Annotated in this window: 15 protein-coding genes; 6 read left to right on the forward strand and 9 right to left on the reverse strand. The window is 60.4% G+C overall.

The window, feature by feature from the left end:
• A complete protein-coding gene (gene parC / locus FBY12_RS20095) occupies positions 1 to 2,259 on the forward strand; it encodes a DNA topoisomerase IV subunit A (RefSeq protein WP_145255266.1) in 2,259 nt (752 codons plus the stop codon).
• 185 nt (positions 2,260 to 2,444) lie between these two features.
• A complete protein-coding gene (locus FBY12_RS20100) occupies positions 2,445 to 3,158 on the forward strand; it encodes a membrane integrity-associated transporter subunit PqiC (RefSeq protein ID WP_121732870.1) in 714 nt (237 codons plus the stop codon).
• Between the two features lie 419 nt (positions 3,159 to 3,577).
• On the opposite strand, the gene FBY12_RS20105 is transcribed toward FBY12_RS20100, so the two are convergent.
• Positions 3,578 to 5,104, reverse strand: a complete 1,527-nt coding sequence (locus FBY12_RS20105; protein WP_145255269.1) for an AhpA/YtjB family protein — start codon at positions 5,102 to 5,104, stop codon at positions 3,578 to 3,580.
• Between the two features lie 135 nt (positions 5,105 to 5,239).
• On the opposite strand from FBY12_RS20105, the gene serB reads away from it, so the two are divergent.
• Positions 5,240 to 6,454, forward strand: coding sequence for a phosphoserine phosphatase SerB (gene serB, locus FBY12_RS20110; protein WP_145255272.1), 1,215 nt, complete (start codon positions 5,240 to 5,242; stop codon positions 6,452 to 6,454).
• A gap of 114 nt (positions 6,455 to 6,568) precedes the next feature.
• Here the strand turns inward: serB and FBY12_RS20115 are convergent, their stop codons facing one another.
• The 4 genes from FBY12_RS20115 to FBY12_RS20130 form a co-directional block, all read right to left on the reverse strand.
• On the reverse strand, positions 6,569 to 8,353 hold the full coding sequence (locus FBY12_RS20115; RefSeq protein WP_145255275.1) for a molecular chaperone: 1,785 nt from the start codon (positions 8,351 to 8,353) through the stop codon (positions 6,569 to 6,571).
• Between the two features lie 187 nt (positions 8,354 to 8,540).
• Positions 8,541 to 9,401, reverse strand: coding sequence for an archaetidylserine decarboxylase (gene asd / locus FBY12_RS20120; protein WP_121732874.1), 861 nt, complete (start codon positions 9,399 to 9,401; stop codon positions 8,541 to 8,543).
• A gap of 18 nt (positions 9,402 to 9,419) precedes the next feature.
• A complete protein-coding gene (rhdA, locus tag FBY12_RS20125; protein WP_145255278.1) occupies positions 9,420 to 10,235 on the reverse strand; it encodes a thiosulfate sulfurtransferase in 816 nt (271 codons plus the stop codon).
• 42 nt (positions 10,236 to 10,277) lie between these two features.
• A complete protein-coding gene (locus FBY12_RS20130; RefSeq protein ID WP_145255282.1) occupies positions 10,278 to 11,816 on the reverse strand; it encodes an HDOD domain-containing protein in 1,539 nt (512 codons plus the stop codon).
• A gap of 166 nt (positions 11,817 to 11,982) precedes the next feature.
• On the opposite strand from FBY12_RS20130, the gene motA reads away from it, so the two are divergent.
• Entirely contained in the window at positions 11,983 to 12,834 is an 852-nt protein-coding gene (gene motA / locus FBY12_RS20135) for a flagellar motor stator protein MotA (protein ID WP_121732877.1), read from the forward strand.
• Between the two features lie 3 nt (positions 12,835 to 12,837).
• On the forward strand, positions 12,838 to 13,887 hold the full coding sequence (motB, locus tag FBY12_RS20140) for a flagellar motor protein MotB (RefSeq protein ID WP_145255285.1): 1,050 nt from the start codon (positions 12,838 to 12,840) through the stop codon (positions 13,885 to 13,887).
• Between the two features lie 714 nt (positions 13,888 to 14,601).
• Here the strand turns inward: motB and FBY12_RS20145 are convergent.
• From FBY12_RS20145 to rsgA, 4 genes are all read right to left on the reverse strand, one after another.
• Positions 14,602 to 15,090, reverse strand: coding sequence for a toll/interleukin-1 receptor domain-containing protein (locus FBY12_RS20145; protein WP_121732880.1), 489 nt, complete (start codon positions 15,088 to 15,090; stop codon positions 14,602 to 14,604).
• Positions 15,090 to 16,049 (reverse strand): caspase family protein, encoded by a 960-nt coding sequence (locus FBY12_RS20150; protein WP_145255288.1) that lies wholly within the window; start codon positions 16,047 to 16,049, stop codon positions 15,090 to 15,092. Before FBY12_RS20150 ends, FBY12_RS20145 begins: the two co-directional genes overlap by 1 nt.
• Before the next feature lie 2 nt (positions 16,050 to 16,051).
• Positions 16,052 to 16,459: a TIR domain-containing protein gene (locus tag FBY12_RS20155; RefSeq protein WP_092274150.1), complete on the reverse strand. Its 408-nt coding sequence runs from the start codon at positions 16,457 to 16,459 to the stop codon at positions 16,052 to 16,054.
• A 211-nt stretch (positions 16,460 to 16,670) separates the two neighbouring features.
• Entirely contained in the window at positions 16,671 to 17,702 is a 1,032-nt protein-coding gene (gene rsgA, locus FBY12_RS20160; protein ID WP_028621995.1) for a small ribosomal subunit biogenesis GTPase RsgA, read from the reverse strand.
• Positions 17,703 to 17,809: 107 nt separating this feature from the next.
• On the opposite strand from rsgA, the gene orn reads away from it, so the two are divergent.
• Positions 17,810 to 18,352 carry an oligoribonuclease gene (gene orn / locus FBY12_RS20165; protein WP_054053345.1) on the forward strand — a complete coding sequence of 181 codons (543 nt, stop codon included), beginning with the start codon at positions 17,810 to 17,812 and terminating at the stop codon, positions 18,350 to 18,352.
• Positions 18,353 to 18,461: the final 109 nt, after the last annotated feature.

An 18,461-nucleotide genomic window follows, 5' to 3' on the forward strand; every position in this document is an offset into this window, starting at 1 on the left:
ATGAGCGACTCCCTTGATCTCAGCCTGGACGGTGTAGAGCGCCGGTCACTGGCTGACTTCACCGAAAATGCCTACCTCAACTATTCCATGTACGTGATCATGGACCGCGCCTTGCCGCACATCGGCGACGGCCTGAAACCGGTACAGCGGCGCATCATCTACGCGATGAGCGAGTTGGGGCTGGACGCCGATTCCAAGCACAAGAAATCGGCGCGTACCGTCGGTGACGTGCTCGGTAAATTCCACCCGCACGGCGATTCGGCCTGCTATGAAGCCATGGTCCTGATGGCCCAGCCGTTCAGCTATCGCTACACGCTGGTCGATGGCCAGGGCAACTGGGGTGCGCCGGACGATCCGAAGTCCTTCGCCGCCATGCGTTACACCGAAGCGCGTTTGTCGCGTTATTCCGAAGTGCTGCTCAGCGAGCTGGGGCAGGGCACTGCCGATTGGGGCCCGAACTTCGACGGCACACTCGACGAGCCGCTGGTGTTGCCGGCGCGTTTGCCGAACATCCTGCTCAATGGCACCACTGGCATCGCCGTGGGGATGGCCACCGACGTGCCGCCGCACAACTTGCGCGAAGTCGCGACGGCGTGCGTGCGTTTGCTCGATGAGCCGAAAGCCACGGTCGAACAGCTCTGCGAACACATTCAGGGCCCGGACTACCCGACCGAAGCGGAAATCATCACGCCGCGCGCCGACCTGCTGAAGATGTACGAAACCGGCAAGGGTTCGGTGCGCATGCGCGCCGTTTACCACATCGAGGACGGCGACATCATCGTCACCGCGCTGCCGCACCAGGTCTCCGGGGCCAAGGTGCTGGAACAGATCGCCGCGATGATGCAGGCCAAGCCGTCCAAAGCGCCGCAGATTGCCGACTTGCGTGACGAGTCCGACCACGAAAACCCGTGCCGGATCGTGATCATTCCGGGCGCGCGGAAGAACTTCGATCACGATGCGCTGATGCAGCATTTGTTCGCCAGCACCGAGCTGGAATCGAGCTATCGGGTCAACATCAACATCATCGGGCTCGACGGCAAACCGCAGCTGAAAAACCTGCGCGCGTTGCTGGTCGAGTGGCTGGAATTCCGCGTGCGCACGGTGCGCCGACGTTCGCAATTCCGCCTCGACAAGGTCGAGCGTCGCTTGCACCTGTTGGACGGTTTGCTGATTGCCTACCTCAACCTGGATGAAGTGATCCACATCATCCGCACCGAGGAACACCCGAAAGCCGCACTGATCGCGCGTTTTGCGCTCAGCGAAATCCAGGCCGACTACATTCTCGACACTCGTCTGCGGCAGTTGGCGCGACTTGAAGAAATGAAGCTGCGCGCCGAGCAGGATGAATTGCTCAAGGAACAAGCCAAGCTGCAAGCCTTGCTGGGCAGCGAAGCCAAGCTGAAAAAACTGGTGCGCACCGAGCTGCTCAAGGACGCCGAAACCTATGGCGACGACCGCCGTTCGCCAATCGTCGAACGCGCCGAAGCCAAAGCGCTGACCGAGCACGATCTGCTGCCGAACGAGAAAGTCACGGTGGTGCTCTCGGAAAAAGGCTGGGTGCGTTCGGCCAAGGGTCACGAAATCGACGCGACCGGGCTGTCCTATAAGGCCGGCGATGGCTTCAAAGCCTTGGCGCCGGGACGTTCCAACCAGTTTGCGGTGTTTATCGATTCCACCGGTCGCAGCTATTCGGTGCCGTCGCACACGCTGCCCTCGGCCCGTGGCCAGGGCGAGCCGCTGACCGGTCGTCTGACGCCGCCGCCCGGCGCAACCTTTGAATGCGTGCTGATGCCCGAGGACGATTCGCTGTACGTGATCGCCTCGGATGCCGGCTACGGGTTTGTGGTCAAGGGTGAAGACTTCCAGGCTAAAAACAAGGCCGGTAAAGCGCTGCTGAGCCTGCCGAACAACTCGAAAGTGATTCTTCCGCGCCCGGTGGCCGACCGCGAGAGTAACTGGCTGGCGTCGGTGACGACCGAAGGTCGCCTGCTGATCTTCAAGATCAGCGACCTGCCACAATTAGGTAAGGGCAAAGGCAACAAGATCATCGGGATTTCCGGTGAGCGGGTTGCCAGTCGCGAAGAATATGTCACGGACATCGCTGTGCTGCCGGAAGGCGCCACCCTGGTGCTGCAAGCCGGAAAACGTACCTTGTCACTGAAGGCGGACGACCTCGAACACTACAAAGGTGAGCGTGGGCGTCGCGGCAACAAGTTGCCAAGGGGCTTTCAGCGGGTCGATGCGCTGCTCGTCGAATAACTCAATCAGGCGTCCCAGAGCGCTCGATCTACGATTTAACGCGTAGATCGACGCTTTGGCGCTGGAGTCGGAACGCATATTCACGGATGATATGGCCTTTCAAGCGCCGGCGTGGCCGAGCGTTCTTCATATTTATTGAGTATTTTCACTGTGGTTAGCCTTGTGGCAGCCACCTGGATGGGACGATGACCGCTCTGCGCCTTCCGTTTATTTTGATGCTCGCCGGTGTTCTTGGCCTGGCGGGTTGCAGCACACACCAACCGGTGTCGCTGTATCAGCTGGACAGCGGAAGTCCGGCTCAGCCTGCGCAAAGCGCTGGCATGGCGGTACTGCTGGGCCCGGTAACGATTGCCGATTACCTGCAACGCGAAACGCTGCTGCAACGCCAACCGGACGGCAGCCTCCAGGCCTCAGCCGATGGTCGTTGGGCGGGAAGCCTGTCTTCGGACATCGATCAACTGCTGCTGCGTCAGGTTGCCGGTCATCTGGACAGCCAACGCGTAGTGCTGGCGCCAGCGACATTGGGTTTTGCTCCGGATGTTCAGGTGCTGCTGACCATTACTCGTCTGGATTCGGGTGAGTCGCAACCGGCGATCCTCGATGCGCAATGGCGTTTGATCGACCGTCGTGGTCAGGTTCGCGATAACCGCATCATTCATCTGCAAGAGCAACACGCTGGTGACACGGCGGCGCAGGTGCAGGCGCAAGGTGTATTGCTGCAACGTCTGGCCGAGCAACTGTCGGTGGCGCTGAAACCATTGGCCAACCAGCCGCCAATCGCTGACGCACCGCGTAAAAAGAATCCCAAGCCTGTAGCGCCAGCGGCGGAGCAGGACAAGCAGCCGAAGATCCCAATGGCCTCGCCGATCCGCACCGATATGGAAGTGTTCAGGTTCTAAAGCCTGGATTGACCCGACACAAAGCCTGCAGCGATGCGGGCTTTGTTGTTTCTGCGGATTGACTGATGTGTGCCTGGAACAGGTGTCCGGCTTGAGAGTCACCCCTCACCCCAACCCTCTCCCCACGGGGGAGAGGGGAAAGGGAGCAGATCTTCATGCTGTTCAACACCTGAGTTCGACTCGATATCAGTCCCCTCGCCCAAGGGGAGGGAAAGGGAGCAGATCTTCATGCAGTTCAACGCCTGAGTTCGACTCGATATCCCAGGTCGATGTAACTCGAGAGGACAACCCGGTCAGTCCCCTCGCCCCTTTGGGGAGAGGGTTAGGGAGAGGGGTGGTTTTTGCAGTAAATACAATCCCAGCCCAACAAAAAACCCGCAACCAATCACTTGGCTGCGGGTTTTTTTATAGCAGGGCTTCTACGCCCGGCGTTCGTGCATCCGCGCCAGTTGCCGCTCGAGCATCGATGGATAAGGCTCCATCAACCGCTCCACGCAGCACGCGCCTTCCGGGCTGGCGATCGGGCGGATCCGCGCGCGTTGGCGGATCAAGGCGTCGTCGCTGATCTTGCGCTCTACCAGCAGCAGATTGCGGCTGTGTTGCGACAGCGCCAAGGCGTCCTGCGCCGCTTCGGTCAGCAGCAGATCAATCTGGCTCAAGCCAAACAACTCGTCGCCCAACGTCAGGCCCAATTGCAGTTGCAGCGTGATGCCACTGTCCGCGACTTCAATCTGCAACTGATGGCCCAAGGCGCGGAGCAATTCGCCGCAGCAAATCGCGTTGGTCAGGTAATCGTCGCCGCTGTCTTCGGTGTGGAACAGCATCAGCGTGCTGCCATCGTTCAGCGTGTGCAGCTCGCTTTGATACAGCGAAGCGGCCTGATCGAGACAATCGCGATAGCGCTTCAGCAGTTCCTCAAGGCGCGTGCGCGGCAAGCGACGCAGTTGATCCTGCGCGCCCAACTGCACGGCCAACACCGCGCTGTGCTGCGGAACGTTGGAGATCACCGGTTTTGCCAGGGTTTTCGGCGCGGTATCGACCGCTACGTCGCGCAGATCGGCGAACGGATCTTCGTCGTCATCGTCTTCAACGGTGCTGACCACCTGACGCGGAGCAGGCTTGAGGCCAGCAACCGGTTTGCTCTCGTCGAAGCTCGGATCGCGCAGGTTACGTACTTCGAAGGCTGGATCAGCCTCTTCGTCGTAATCCTCGTCATCGAATTCAGGCTCGGGCGTCGGCTCCGGCTCGCTCGGTTCCGGGGCGAAATTGGCGTGCAACTGACGCGCGAGGTCGCCGATCTCATCCTGGCGCTCAGTGGCCGGGGTGTATTCGTCGATGTTGCGCAGCCACACGCGCAATTGCAGCAGTGGCGTCGAGATATGGCGACCCAGACGCAGGCTCAAGGCGAGCGACAAGGCCAGCAGAATCGCGCTCAAAATGCCCATGCTTTGCAGGCTGATGGTCATCGGCTGCTGGAACTGATCCATGTCCAGGCTGATGCGCAATTGCCCGGCGCTGACATCCTGGAAAGTGATCTTGCTCTCATACATGCCTTCAGCTTCGCCCAGCAGGCTGTGCTTGGGGCGCTGGCCGGACTCGGCGAGGATGCGGTTATCCACGCTATAAATGGCGGCGTGAGCCACCAGTTTATTTTTCGTCAGGTTGTTGAGCAGCACGTTGAGGCTGAGGATGTCGTTGGACACCAACAGCTCGGTGGCCGAGGTGGCGGTCTGCGTGGTCAGGCTTTCGCCCAGCGCATCAGCCTGCTCGTGCATGGCCTGCTTGAACTGCAAACCCATCACACAGGCATAAATCACCAGGGCCAGAGCGACCAGGATCACGTTATGGCTGGCGATGCGCAATGCAATCGGTACACGGCGGTGGCGCAGTGCACGGAAGATCAGCAGGAAGAAGTTATCGGTTTTTACTGGCGTGGGCCGGTTCACTTGAGCTCGGCTCTTTTGTCCGTGAAGTTGACGCGCAGTATAGCGACAGGCCCCAGACCGGCAAAGCGTTGACGGTGCCCGATGGTCACTGAAAGTGGGTAGAATGCGGTTTTTTTCCACCTGCGGGGGTGCGCCTTGCGCGAAATCGTCCTGATAAACATCACGGGAGTCGACCGACCGGGTCTGACTGCGGCCATTACCGGCGTTCTGGCCCAGGGTGGTGTGAACATTCTCGACATTGGTCAGGCAGTGATCCACGACACTTTGTCGTTCGGCATCCTGGTTGAAATTCCTGACACGGAGCAAGGCAAGTCGGTGCTCAAGGACATCCTGTTCAAGGGCTATGAACTGGATCAGCAGGTGCGTTTCACCCCGGTGTCCGAAGAGGATTACCAGCAATGGGTGGGCAACCAAGGCAAAAAACGCCACATCGTTACGCTGTTGACCCGCAAAGTCACCGCCGGGCAATTGCAGGCCGTCAGCTCGATCACCGCCAAGTACGGGTTGAACATCGATCACATCGATCGTTTGTCCGGGCGCATGCCGCTGGACACCCCGGCCGACAAGGGCAAGGGCTGCATCGAGTTTTCGGTGCGCGGCGAAGCGGCGGATTCGCAAGCCTTGCGCGCGGAATTCCTCAGCGTTGCGCAAGAACTGAATGTCGACATCGCATTTCAGGAAGACTCGCTGTTCCGCCGCAACCGGCGCCTGGCGGTGTTCGACATGGATTCGACGCTGATCGAAGCCGAAGTCATCGACGAACTGGCGAAAGCTGCGGGCGTGGGCGAGCAAGTTTCGGCGATCACCGAACGGGCGATGGCCGGCGAACTGGACTTCCGCGCCAGTTTCAAGGAACGCCTGGCGCTGCTCAAAGGCCTCGACGTCAGCGTGCTGGATTCAATCGGTGCTTCGCTGCGCCTGACCGAAGGCGCGGAAACGCTGTTCGCCGAACTCAAGCGTCTGGGTTACAAAACCGCGATTCTGTCTGGCGGTTTTACCTACTTCGCCAAGCAGTTGCAGGCCAAACTCGGCATCGATTACGTGTTCGCCAATGAGCTGGAAGTGCTTGATGGCAAAGTCACCGGCGTGGCGGTCGAGCCGATTGTCGATGCGCAGCGCAAGGCTGATCTGCTGAAAGAATTGGCGCACAAGGAAGGTTTGCGTCTGGAGCAGACCATTGCCGTCGGCGACGGCGCCAACGACCTGCCGATGCTGGCGATTGCCGGTTTGGGCGTGGCGTTCCGCGCGAAACCGCTGGTGAAGCAGTCGGCGAAACAGGCGATTTCCACCCTTGGGCTGGATGGCGTTCTGTATTTGCTGGGTTTCCGTGATCGTGATGGGCAGCTCTGAGATCGTAGTCGCCTAAGCGGGCCTCTTCGCGGGCAAGCCTCGCTCCTACAGGAGATCGCATTGCCCTGTAGGAGCGAGGCTTGCCCGCGAATGCCGCACCGCCATCTCACTGACTCACAACGTCTTCCACAACGAATCAAAATCCTCTTCCGCACCAATCACGCCGCTGCCTGCGGCGTTTTCGGTTCTGCTCGCTTCCAGCGATCGATAGGCGAACTGGTTAAAGCTGTTAGTGCTCGACACCCGCCGATCGAGCCCGGCGCGGCGTTCCTGGCCGTTGGTGTTGATCAGCACTTTATTGCCTTCCTGAAACGGTAGGCGCGGGGCCAGCAGCGTTGCCGGCAGATCAATCGCGCTGATCGCCGGCAGCAATAAACCGCGCAAATACTGGCTGTGATCGTCCCGCGTACGCACCAATTGCAAGCCGCAAGGCTCGGCGTACGGTGCGACCTGCTCGATGCCCATCTGCGTGCCGCCGCCACGCACCTGACGAATCCAGCGCACTACGGCAATGCTCCAACCCTGGCCGGCAGCATCTTCGATGCCGACCATTTCACCGGCCTGCAACTCGGCGGGCACCGCGCCCGGCCAGGCCAGGCAATAACCGCCGGGGCTGTGATTGATCACCGGCAACGCGTAGGTCGGGAAATGCTGGTTGCGGTCGTTGGCCTCGTGGTTGTCGTCATTCTCCAGGTTCGGGTATTCGATTTCCTCGTAAGGCAGCAGCGCGTCAGGGTTTTCCTGCGGCGCGGCGTCGAAGGCGTGGCTCCAGTTGTCTTTGCCGGTGGCGGCCGAAGTTGTCGCGGCGAACTGCGCGCGACGGCCGGCAGGGTTTTTCAGGATGTCGCTGAACGAGCGTTGCCCGCCCAAATAAAAGTGCAGCGCGCTCATGCCGACACACAGCGTCAACGTGCCATTACCGACCGTGCGCTGAAAACTGCGCTCGGCTGCCTGGCCCCACGCCGCGTGCAAATGTTGCAGCGTGTCGAGGTTGAGCCCCGCTGGAATGGGTAACGTCGTGTCGGTCGGGTTGAGCAAGCGCGCTTCGATGGCCGCGACCAGCGGTTGCGGATCGATCCCGAGCAAATTGGCCTGCTGTTCGGCGCGGAACTTGGTCCGGTAGCGCGGGCCGACATCCAGCTCCGGCGCCACCGCAAACAGCTCGTTGCCCTGCTTGCCGGGTTGCAGCTTGATCCAACGGCTCCAGGGTTCCAGCACTTCGGCGAGGCGGGCGATCTGGTTCTGCCGCAGTTGATTGCAGCGCGCCGCGCCCAGCAGCAGAGCGGCGACGTAGGTTTGCTCGAGGGTCAGTTCCGGCGTCTCGCTGGCCAGTTCATCGCGCACCTTTATATGTTGCAGCTTGTGCTGGCAGCCAATTTGATACAGCTGATGCAGCTCCAGCCACACGCCTTCCGGCACCGGGCAATACAACTGGGTCGCGCGGATCAGCGGGCCGTTCAGGCAATGGATCGCCCGTTGCAGCGCCTGAGTGAGCAGCGGCGCGCGGTCCTTGCTGAAACGCGGCGCGACGCGCAGGACGATTTGTTTGTAGCCGATGGCCAAATGGCTTTGCAGCGCCTGACACAGGTTGGCGATCTTGCGCGAACGCTCGTCGAGCACAATCGCTTGATGGAGGAAATGCCGTTCGAGGTGTTTGCAGACGTAATACACCTCGGGCCGGAGCAATTCGAGCAATTGCAGGCGATTGTCGCTGGGGGTGAGCAGTTGGTTAAGTTCGCTCAAACCTTGATACAACTGGCGAGCGGTTTCGCCGATATTGGCTTTCGGCAGATTGGCGATCCAGCGCTTGAGGTCGCGCGGGGTCGGTTCACAGAATGACAGGCGCGAGCCTGCGGGGATCGGGGCGCGTAGCAGCAGCGGGGGTTTGGTCTCATTCATGCCGTGGAAAAACTCCAACCGGGTGATGGATGATGAATGACCTGACTGTAGCAGTTATGGCAGTGAGCAGTATTTCAACATGTGTCTGGCTTTGTAGGAGCAAGGCTTGCCCGCGATGGCGTCCTTAAGGTCGCCTTCGCGGGCAAGCCTCGCTCCCACAGAAGAGCGGCGGGGCTGAACTAGCGGATCAAGCGTTCGGCAAACCCAGCGCCTGGCCCATTTGCACTGGCGAGAGCGCGCCCAGGCCTTCGACCCATTTGACTTGATCCGGGCCAAACAGCACGACCGCAGTCGAACCCAGTTTGAAGCGACCCAGTTCTGCGCCTTTTTCCAGATGAATCGGCGCACGGGCCGCTTCGTCGTAGCGGAAAGTTTTCAGTTCGCGTTTCGGCGGCGTGACCAGCCCGGCCCACACGGTTTCAATCGACGCGACAATCATTGCGCCCACCAGCACCACGGCCATCGGCCCGCGCTCGGTGTCGAAAATGCACGCCACGCGCTCGTTGCGGGCGAACAGTTCCGGGACGTTTTCCGCTGTGGTCTGGTTGACCGAGAAAATCCGCCCCGGAATGTAGACCATTTCGCGCAGGGTGCCGGCCAGCGGCATGTGCACGCGGTGGTAGTCCTTCGGCGACAGGTAAATAGTCGCGAAATCGCCGCCCATGAACGGCGCAGCGTTCGCCGCATCACCACCGAGCAGTTCCAGCACGCTGAAGCTGTGGCCCTTGGCCTGGAACACGCGACCGTGTTCGATCGGGCCGAGTTGGCTGACCGCGCCGTCGGCCGGGCTGAGGATCGCGCCCGGAGTCTGGTCGAGTGGGCGCGCGCCGTCCTTCAAGGCCCGGGTGAAAAATGCGTTGAAATGCTCGTAGGCGGTCAGGTCTTCGACCAGTGCCTGGGACATGTCCACCTGATAACGCTTGGCGAACCACGCAGTAAACGCATTCTTGAACCAGCGCACGCGGCATTCGGCGACGCAGCCGGCCAGTCGCGAGAGCAAGTGGTGAGGCAGCAGGTATTGGCTGAGGATAAACAGACGCTTGTTCATTAACTGTCCTTGAAAAACTTAAATCTCTACGGGCGTGTCGGGATGGTTGCCCCATTCGCCCCAGGAGCCGGCGTAGCCTTTGACCCGCGGATAACCGAGGGATTTGGCCACTAGATAAGTGAAGCCAGACCGGTGGTGAGTCTGGCAGTGAGTGATGATTTCTTTGTCCTTGGTGATCCCGAGCTGTTCGAGGATCTTCGGCATGTCGGTGCGGATGCGCAGGTTGCGCGCCTGATCCATGCCGGCGGTCCATTCAAAATTGACCGCGCCCGGAATGTGCCCGGCCTTGGCGGCGAGGACTTTCTCGCCGGAAAACTCCAGCGGCCCGCGCGCGTCCCAGATCGCCAGATCGGCAGCACCGAGGCGGCTTTGCAGGTATTCGCGGGTGGCGGTCGGTTCGTCGTGCAGCGTCAGCTTCACCGGGCCACCGACGGCGGGCGGGACCTGAATCGACATCGGCATGCCTGCTGCCAGCCAGGCTGGCAAGCCGCCATCGAGGTAGTGATATTTGCTGTGGCCGATCACATCCAGCAACCAGATGAACCGTCCGGCCCAACCGCCACCTTCATCGTCATACACCACGTAAACCGCGTCGGGGTTGTGCCCCAGTTCGCCAAACAAGGCTTCGAGCGCGGCTTTCGGCGGCATCAGGCCGGGCGCCGGTGGCTGGCCCAGTTGCGTGCGTTTGGGGTCGACAAAACGCGCGCCGGGCAGGTGACCTTCGGTGTAACGGGCGCTGCTGGTCAGGTCCACCAGAATCAATTGGCCGGCGTCGAGCCGTGGGAGCAAGTCGCTCGGCTCGATCACCAGCGGCAAGCCAGAGAAGTCAGACATGTGAGGTCTCCAGAGCACAAAGGGAGGGATTGTAGCGCAGGGTCATTGGCCGCGGGTGCTAAAGCTATGCAGGGCTTTTTCGATGCACTGCGCGGTTTTGCCGAAAGCCTGCACGGTAATTTCCGAGAACTGCCCGCCACCCTGGTCCGCCACCACAATCATGATCACCCGGCCATTATTGACCAGCGAGCGCAGCAGCAAGTGTTCGCCGCTGAACTGCGCGCGCAGGCTGGCGGGCAGCAACGCCGAGAATTGCGCATTGTTGGCCGGGGTGATGCGCACTTGCGCCTGCTGCGAAAGCAGACGTTGCAAAACACTGCTTTGGCTGACCTGGAAATTCAGCCCGGCAGCTTCTTTGGGCAGGCCCGCCGTTTGATGCACGCGCAGATTGGCGTGGGTGCGATCGGTCATCAAAATCATCACTCGACGCATGCCGCACGCGACCAGCGCATCGCGGGCAGACGTGGTCAGGTGCATCGCGTTGGTGAATCGACTCGGCTCGACCAGCAGTTCGGCGCATTGTTTGCGCCACTTGGTCAGGTCTTCCGCGTTCGGTGCCGGCGCGGGCAGCAAGCCGGCGTGAACCCGATTTGTCCCCCACGGCCACAGCAGCGAAACCGCCGGGTGCCAAAGGTCCGGCATCGCATGCTGGCGGGCGCTATTGGCGGCTTGCTGGTGCAATTGCTGTTGCACGTCGTCCATCGAAATTTGCAGGTACAGGCTGGTCAGGAACTGCCAGCGCTGACTGTGCGGGCCGTCCCAGGATTGCTGCGCCGACAGCGCCAAGCCGTTGGCCAGCAACACGGTGTTGGCCGGTTGGTTGAGCCAGCGGCGCAGGGTCGGGTCGTCGTCCAGGCGATTTTGCTGGCGCAGCGGATGTTCGCTGTCGCGGGCGATGCGCAGCACTTTCACCAGTTCGCGTTGCTCGGTGAGCAGCAGCCGATAACCCTGCTGCACCCAGATCGGTAGCCGCCACAGGTCAACCAGCGCGAGGCAGATATCCAGCAAACGCACGCCGAATAATTGTTTCTCGACCTTGCGCGCCGACTCGCCTTTATGAATGACGCGCAGCTCCCATTCCTCCAGCAACTTCGGCTGCGCCAGCGCCATCGGCCACAGCGGCGAGAGAAACAGCAGGCTGCCCCAATGAATGTCCTGCCACAGCCGCGCGAGGCGACCGGCGAAAAAACCGTTGGCCTGTTGGGTCGCGTGCTGGCTGATCAACTGCAACTGGCGCAAGGCCTGCGGGATCGCCGATTGCGCTTCGGTAGGCAGGCGATCGAGCAGTTCTTCGGTGCGTTTCAAACCGAGGCGATTGATCGCCACTTCAAGATTTTCCGCGGGCTCGGTCATGCTGCCATGGGTGTGGCGATTGGCTTCGCGAATCACGCTCAACGCCAGGGCCGGGCTGTTCTGCATCAAATCGGCAATCTCGCGCAACGAGCTGCGGTTATTGCGGATGGCTTTGCAGACGCGCTCGTGACTCTCAAGCGGAACCGGCAGGCGCACGCCGTCGAGAAGCTTGATCCAGCCTTCGAGCGTGGTCGGTTTTACCGGTGCATTATTGGTTTCATTAGCCATGGCTGGACGGGATCATCGTTGGCTGCATACACGCCCGGCGCGGGCTAAATTGGCTTTTCGCCTCAACGGGCTATAGTCTGGCGCAGTTTTGCCGATAAGTAGAAGAAGAGATTTTTTAACTTCCGAATATGACCTTGAACCCGACTCAGTAAGTGCTCTCCTACCTATGGCTAAAATAATCGGCATCATCGTCGTATTCGCGAGCGTGCTCGGCGGATACGTGCTTTCTCACGGCAAAATTGCCGCCCTGATTCAACCCTTCGAGGTGATGATTATCGGCGGCGCGGCACTGGGTGCATTCCTCCAGGCCAACCCCGGTTATATGACCATGCACGTGCTCAAGAAATCCCTGAGCATGTTCAGTTCGCGTTTCAGCCACACCTTCTATCTGGAAGTGCTCGGCCTGATCTACGAGATCCTCAACAAGAGCCGCCGCGAAGGCATGATGGCCATCGAAGGCGACATCGAAGACGCCGCCGCGAGCCCGATCTTCGCCAAATACCCGACCGTGATAAAAGACGAACGCATGACTGCATTTGTCTGTGACTACTTGCGCATCATGTCGTCCGGCAACATGGCGCCGCATGAGCTCGAAGGCCTGTTCGACATGGAGCTTTACAGCCTCAAGGAAGACCTCGAGCACCCGTCCCACGCGGTCAACGGCATCGCCGACGCCCTGCCGGGTTTCGGTATTGTGGCGGCAGTTTTGGGCATCGTCGTGACCATGGCTTCGCTGGGTGAAGGCGACCAGGCGGCCATCGGCATGCACGTCGGCGCGGCGCTCGTCGGTACCTTCTTCGGTATTCTCGCGGCGTACGGTTTCTTCGGTCCGCTGGCCACTTCCCTGGCACACGATGCCAAGGAAGAACTGAACATCTACGAAGCCATCAAGGCCTCGCTGGTGGCCTCGGCGTCCGGCATGCCGCCATCGTTGGCGGTGGAGTTCGGCCGCAAGGTTTTGTACCCGGCGCACCGCCCAAGTTTCGCTGAGCTGGAACAAGCGGTTCGCGGGCGTTAAGTCATGGAAAATAACCAGCCGATAATCATCAAGCGCATCAAGCGCATCGCCGGCGGGCACCACGGCGGCGCGTGGAAAATTGCCTTTGCTGACTTCGCGACGGCAATGATGGCGTTCTTCCTGGTGTTGTGGCTGCTGTCCACCGCGACACCGGAGCAGAAGATCGCCATCGCCGGTTACTTCAAAGACCCGGTCGGCTTTTCCGAAAGCGGCACGCCGTACATCATTGATCTGGGCGGCACGCCGACCCTGGCGCCGGAGAACACGCTCAATCCCGAGGTGAAATCCCAGCCGCAACCGGACAAAGTCACGGTCGACACCGATCAGGTCGAAGGCATGGCCGAACAGGTCGAGAAAGAACGTCTGGAACTGCTGCTGCAAGAACTGCAGAACAAGGTCGACGAGAATCCGCAACTGCAGAAATTCAAGGATCAGATCCTGTTCGAAATCACCCCGAACGGCCTGCGCATCCAGATCATGGACGCCGATAACCGGCCGATGTTCGACTCAGGCTCGGCGCGGCTGAAACCGTATTTCGAAGACATTCTGCTGGCGATGGCCGACACCATTAAAGCGGTGCCGAACAAGGTCAGCATCAGCGGCCACACCGACGCCAAGCCGTACATTGGCGCTGGCGATTTCGGCAACTGGGAATTGTCCGCCAACCGCGCCAACGCCGCCCGCCGCGCGCTGGTCGCCGGCAGCTACCCGGAATCGCAAGTGGCGCGAGTAGTCGGTTATGCCTCGTCGGCGCTGTTTGATCGGGAGAATCCGTTCAATCCGGTGAACCGTCGTATCGACATTGTGGTGTTGACGAAGAGGGCTCAAACGGCGATTGAAGGCGCGCAGGGTGCAGACCCTTCGGCAATTCCGGGGCAGGGCGCACCCGGTGAAGCGCCGGGCACGCCAGCCACGCCGGTGGACCCGAACGCCTTGCCTGCGGACAAGCAACCGGTGCCGGCGCATGAGATTCGTGAGCGTCTGAATTTGTTTGACGACGTGGTACCGAAGCCGGGTGACCCGGCGAAACCGGCGGAAACGCCGGCGCAGTGATCGACGGAGAAGCCGACAGCGATGTCGGCTTTTTTCTGCGCTTGATTCCGTGTAGGTGAACACAACTCCAACCGTAGGAGTGAGCCTGCTCGGATAGCTCCCTACCAGCCGACCTGTTTCTCTCAGATGTCCACAGATCCAATTGTGGGAGCGAGCTTGCTCGCGATAGCTTTCTATCAGCCAACTTGTTTGTGTCAGGTGTACATATCCATTTCTGCGGTCACGGCGGCATTGGGTTTCGCTCTTACAGCGAGTCACTTTCGAGAAGCGCGAAAGTAACCAAAGCGCTCTTGCCCCTTTCGTTCGGTGCCTCGCCCAGGCTCGGCATGCCCTCGCTCCGGTCCTGCTCCGTGGGCCCGCCGCCATCGGCCATCCATGGCCGGGGGCGGCTAACCCGGCATCCTTGCCGGGTTGCCCACTGCGCAGAACCTGCGCTCGGCCTCCCGAGGGGGCGGGCACCGCAACAGCACCGCGAGGCGGCCTGATAGCCGACCTGTTCTCGCGGCTGTGCGCAATCCCTGTAGGAGCGAGCCTGCTCGCGATAGCTCCCTACCAGCCGACCTCTTTCTCTCAGATGTACAAAAATCCAATGTGGGAGCGAGCTTGCTCGCGATTACGGCCTGACAGCCAACTTGTATGTGTCAGGTGTACATATCCATTTCTGCGGAATAAGCCGTTTCCAGTTTCAATCGCTGCGCATCTATCCCACTCGCCTCAAAACCCCCGACGTATCCGGTTCTTGAGCTCAGCATGAAACCGATCCGCATTGCTCTTGTTAAACAACTTCGCCGACTCCGCGCCAGTAATCGAATCCAGCATCGAGCGCTTGTTGCTCACCTCGCGATGATACTCATCAATGAAAAAATCAATGTCAGCGCCCTGAACCAGCTTCGGCCATTTATCCAGATATTCCGGCAGTTCACTGTTCCCAGTCTTGAACGAGCAAATCCGCCGATTGCTGATGGTCGCTTCACCGATTTCAAACGGCACCCACCACGATTGCGCGGTTTTGTCCGAGACCACGGCGAGCAAGTGCGTGCATTCGGTGATGTTGCGGGTGATGACGGTAGTGATGTCGTCGGTGGTTTGCGATTCCGCGTCGAGTACGTCGAGGTAGGTTTTGATGCCGGCGCGTTTCAGGCGTTCGTTGAGGGCGATGGCTTGTGGGCGGTCGGTGTGGCGGTAGCTGATAAAGACGGGCATCAGAAGTGTCCCTTGAGCGCGAGTTCGCGGTAGTAGGCGCCGAGTGCGGTGAGGCGGCAGCCGGTTGAGTTGATGGCGGCGTAGTACATGTGCTCGGCGTCCACCGGTTCGATCAGGCTGTGACGGTTGCACTTTTGCAGTTGCGCGAAGACCTCGCCGTGGTCGGGGTCGAAGCTCGGTTCGGTCGGTTCGTAGCTTGGGTCGAGGGCGAAGGTTGATTCGGCCTCGGCGAACCATTCGGGCAATTTGCGCAGGATTTCCTTGGGGATCAGCGGCGAAACTTCTCGCAACGAGATGAATTGCGAAACGTTGGTTTTGAACACCGGGCGCTGTTCCCAGGCGTCGAGGGCGTTGTCGACGAACGCGTAAAGGCTGCCGGGGGTGATCTTGCCGAGGATGTTCGCCGCGCCGCCGTGCAACGCCTGCAGCAGCAAACGAGTGAACACGCCGTGCCCGCCGCCCTCCAGCGCCGATTCCTCTTTTTTGCACGCGGTGAGGATGGTCATGCCTTCGCCCACCACGCTGCTTTCGCTGCGCAGCGCACGCACTTCGCCCGCCGAGCCGCCCTGGCAGCAACCGAGAATGATCACTTTGTTTTTGATTTTTACCGCTTTCGACGCCCAGTTGAGGATGTCGCTGATGCGAATCCCGTCGCGGGCCGTGCGGTAGTCCTGCGGTACCAGCATGCCTTCGTTGGTGTCGTCATCGAAAACCCCATGCCCGGCGAAATACAGCAGCGCCACGCTGCAATCTCCGGAGAACAGTTCGCGGATCTGGTCTTCGAGTTTTCCACGACCCAAGTGATCCTCGGCGGAGGTGAGCACCACGTTCTTGAAATTCGGGTCGCCATTGGCGTCGGTTTTCAGCACCGAAGCCATCGCCATGGCGTCGGCGTTGCAGCCGCTCAAAGAGGAAATGTGCGTGTAATTATTGATGCCGATGAACAGTCCCTTGCGCATCGTCACACCGCCGTTTGTGCGCGAATCGCGCTGACGATGCTGGCGGTATTCCACGCGCACTCGGCGTGAGCGGCGTTGCGCACCACGGCGGAAATCCGTTCGGCACCGAACGGCTTGATCGCGATGATGACTTTGCCCATGCGCTGGGCGATCTCGATTTCCTTGTTGATCCATTTGCTGTAACTGGCGTACATGCCGGCCATGATCAGCACGGCGGAGCACGGCCGGATTTTGTTTTCGATGGCTTCGGTCAACTGCTTGTCGGTGCGCGCACCGACGATCGGGTTGTGCGGCGGAACGGAGAAATTCTTGAAAGTGAATGTAGGGTGGGCGGTCAACAGGCTCACCAGTTTGTCGTGGGCGTCGGAGTAGTTCCACGAGTGGCTGATGAACAAATGATAGGTTTGCATGGCTGTCCCTCGGTGTCGCCAAAGAGCGAAGAGGGCTCGAATGTAGGGGGTTGCGTGACGGTCGCAAGACCTTGGGCGATAAACAGAAAAGCCCTACACGCGGGCGTGCGTAAGGCCTACAGAGAAGTCTGACGTTTAATACGAAGGGGATTTTTTAACAGTAGAACAGATGAACCGCAGCCCGATTGAGTCGGGCCGCGGTTGCGTCTGTTTAGTAGCTGCTTTCCGGCAGACTGGCGATGATCGAGCGGTAGCTGTTCATCCGTTGCTGCTGCACGCGACCTTCTTCCAGCGCCTTGAGCAGGGCACAACCGGGTTCGCGGTCGTGTTTGCAGTCGCGGAAACGGCAGGTGCCGATCAAGTCGTTGAACTCGATAAAACCGGCTTCGACGTCGGCACGGCTGACGTGCCCCAGACCGAATTCACGAATACCCGGGGAGTCGATCAACTCACCGCCACCGGGGAAGTGGAACAGCCGCGCGGTGGTCGTAGTGTGCGTGCCCTGGCCGGACAGCTCGGACAACGGGCCGACGCGGGTTTCGACTTCCGGCAGCAGGCTGTTGACCAGCGACGACTTGCCGACACCGGACTGGCCGACGAACACGCTGATGCGCCCGTCGAGTTGTTCCTGCAATTGCTCCATGCCGTTGCCGTGATGCGCCGACACTTCCAGCACCGGATAACCCAGCGTGCGGTAAACCGCGAGCAAGGCATTCAGCGCGGGGGCGTTCTGCTCATCGATCAAATCGAATTTGTTCAGCAGCAGCAGCGGACGAATCCCGGCGTGCTCGGCGGCAACCAGATATCGGTCGATCAGGTTGGCGTGCGGCTCGGGCAGCGGCGCGAAGACAATCACGATCATGTCGACGTTGGCGGCAACCGGCTTGAGCTGGCCACGGCTGTCCGGGCGGCAGAGTTCGGTTTTGCGCGGCAATTGCGCGACGATGACGCCGATGCCCTGGTTGCCGGCACGCCAGACCACTTGGTCGCCGGTCACCAGTGCAGGCAGGTTGGCGCGCAAGTGACAGCGGAACACCTCACCGGCCAACTCGCCTTCGAGCGCTTCGACTTCGACCTGCACACCGAAGTGCGCGATCACCAGGCCGGTCTGTTCCGGGCCCAGGTCGCCGCCCTCAAGTGCCTCGACGGCCGAAGACTCGCGTTTAGCGGCGCGGGCAGCGCGCTCGCCCTGAATTTTTTCGATGCGCCAGTTTTGACGACGATTGAGTTGGCGTTTGGCCATGGGTGTTCCGTATCAAGAATGCAGCGATTAGGTAAAACGGCCGCGAGTTTAGCACGCCCCGCCGGTTGCCTAGGCTAAACTGCGCAGCATTGCCTAGGAGCCGACACATGCAAAACCCGCAGAATCTGATCTGGATCGACCTGGAAATGACCGGTCTGAACCCTGATACCGACGTCATCATCGAGATGGCGACCATTGTCACCGACAGTGACTTGAACACGTTGGCCGAAGGTCCGGTGATCGCCATTCATCACAGCGACGCGATTCTCGCTGGCATGGATGAGTGGAATACCCGCCAGCACGGCGGCTCGGGCCTGACCCAACGGGTGCGCGACAGCCGCATCAGCATGGCCGAAGCGGAAGCCGAGACCATCGCGTTTCTCGAGAAGTGGGTGCCGAAGGGCAAGTCGCCGATTTGCGGCAACAGCATCTGCCAGGACCGGCGCTTCCTTTATACGCATATGAAATCGCTGGAAAGCTACTTCCATTACCGCAACCTCGACGTGTCGACGCTCAAAGAGCTGGCCGCACGCTGGGCGCCGGACGTGCGCGACAGCTTCCAGAAGGGCAGCACGCACTTGGCGCTGGACGACATCCGCGAGTCGATCGCCGAGCTGCAGCATTACCGCAAGCATTTCATCAAGTTCTGATTGCTGGCGTCTGTTCCGGCCTCATCGCGAGCAAGCTCGCTCCCACATTGGATTGCGTTATCTCTGTGGGAGCGAGCTTGCTCGCGATGGCTTGCTCTGGAACACCTCC

It is taken from the genome of Pseudomonas sp. SJZ131, from assembly GCF_007828705.1.
Taxonomy (GTDB): Bacteria; Pseudomonadota; Gammaproteobacteria; order Pseudomonadales; family Pseudomonadaceae; genus Aquipseudomonas; species Aquipseudomonas prosekii.

Bases quoted from the DNA above. Each gene is read 5' to 3' on its own strand.
- FBY12_RS20155 (WP_092274150.1), bottom strand. From the start codon at position 16,459: ATGCAAACCTATCATTTGTTCATCAGCCACTCGTGGAACTACTCCGAC.
- parC (WP_145255266.1), top strand. From the start codon at position 1: ATGAGCGACTCCCTTGATCTCAGCCTGGACGGTGTAGAGCGCCGGTCA.
- motA (WP_121732877.1), top strand. From the start codon at position 11,983: ATGGCTAAAATAATCGGCATCATCGTCGTATTCGCGAGCGTGCTCGGC.
- FBY12_RS20145 (WP_121732880.1), bottom strand. From the start codon at position 15,090: ATGCCCGTCTTTATCAGCTACCGCCACACCGACCGCCCACAAGCCATC.
- asd (WP_121732874.1), bottom strand. From the start codon at position 9,401: ATGAACAAGCGTCTGTTTATCCTCAGCCAATACCTGCTGCCTCACCAC.
- orn (WP_054053345.1), top strand. From the start codon at position 17,810: ATGCAAAACCCGCAGAATCTGATCTGGATCGACCTGGAAATGACCGGT.
- FBY12_RS20130 (WP_145255282.1), bottom strand. From the start codon at position 11,816: ATGGCTAATGAAACCAATAATGCACCGGTAAAACCGACCACGCTCGAA.
- rhdA (WP_145255278.1), bottom strand. From the start codon at position 10,235: ATGTCTGACTTCTCTGGCTTGCCGCTGGTGATCGAGCCGAGCGACTTG.
- FBY12_RS20150 (WP_145255288.1), bottom strand. From the start codon at position 16,049: ATGCGCAAGGGACTGTTCATCGGCATCAATAATTACACGCACATTTCC.
- motB (WP_145255285.1), top strand. From the start codon at position 12,838: ATGGAAAATAACCAGCCGATAATCATCAAGCGCATCAAGCGCATCGCC.
- FBY12_RS20115 (WP_145255275.1), bottom strand. From the start codon at position 8,353: ATGAATGAGACCAAACCCCCGCTGCTGCTACGCGCCCCGATCCCCGCA.
- FBY12_RS20100 (WP_121732870.1), top strand. From the start codon at position 2,445: ATGACCGCTCTGCGCCTTCCGTTTATTTTGATGCTCGCCGGTGTTCTT.
- rsgA (WP_028621995.1), bottom strand. From the start codon at position 17,702: ATGGCCAAACGCCAACTCAATCGTCGTCAAAACTGGCGCATCGAAAAA.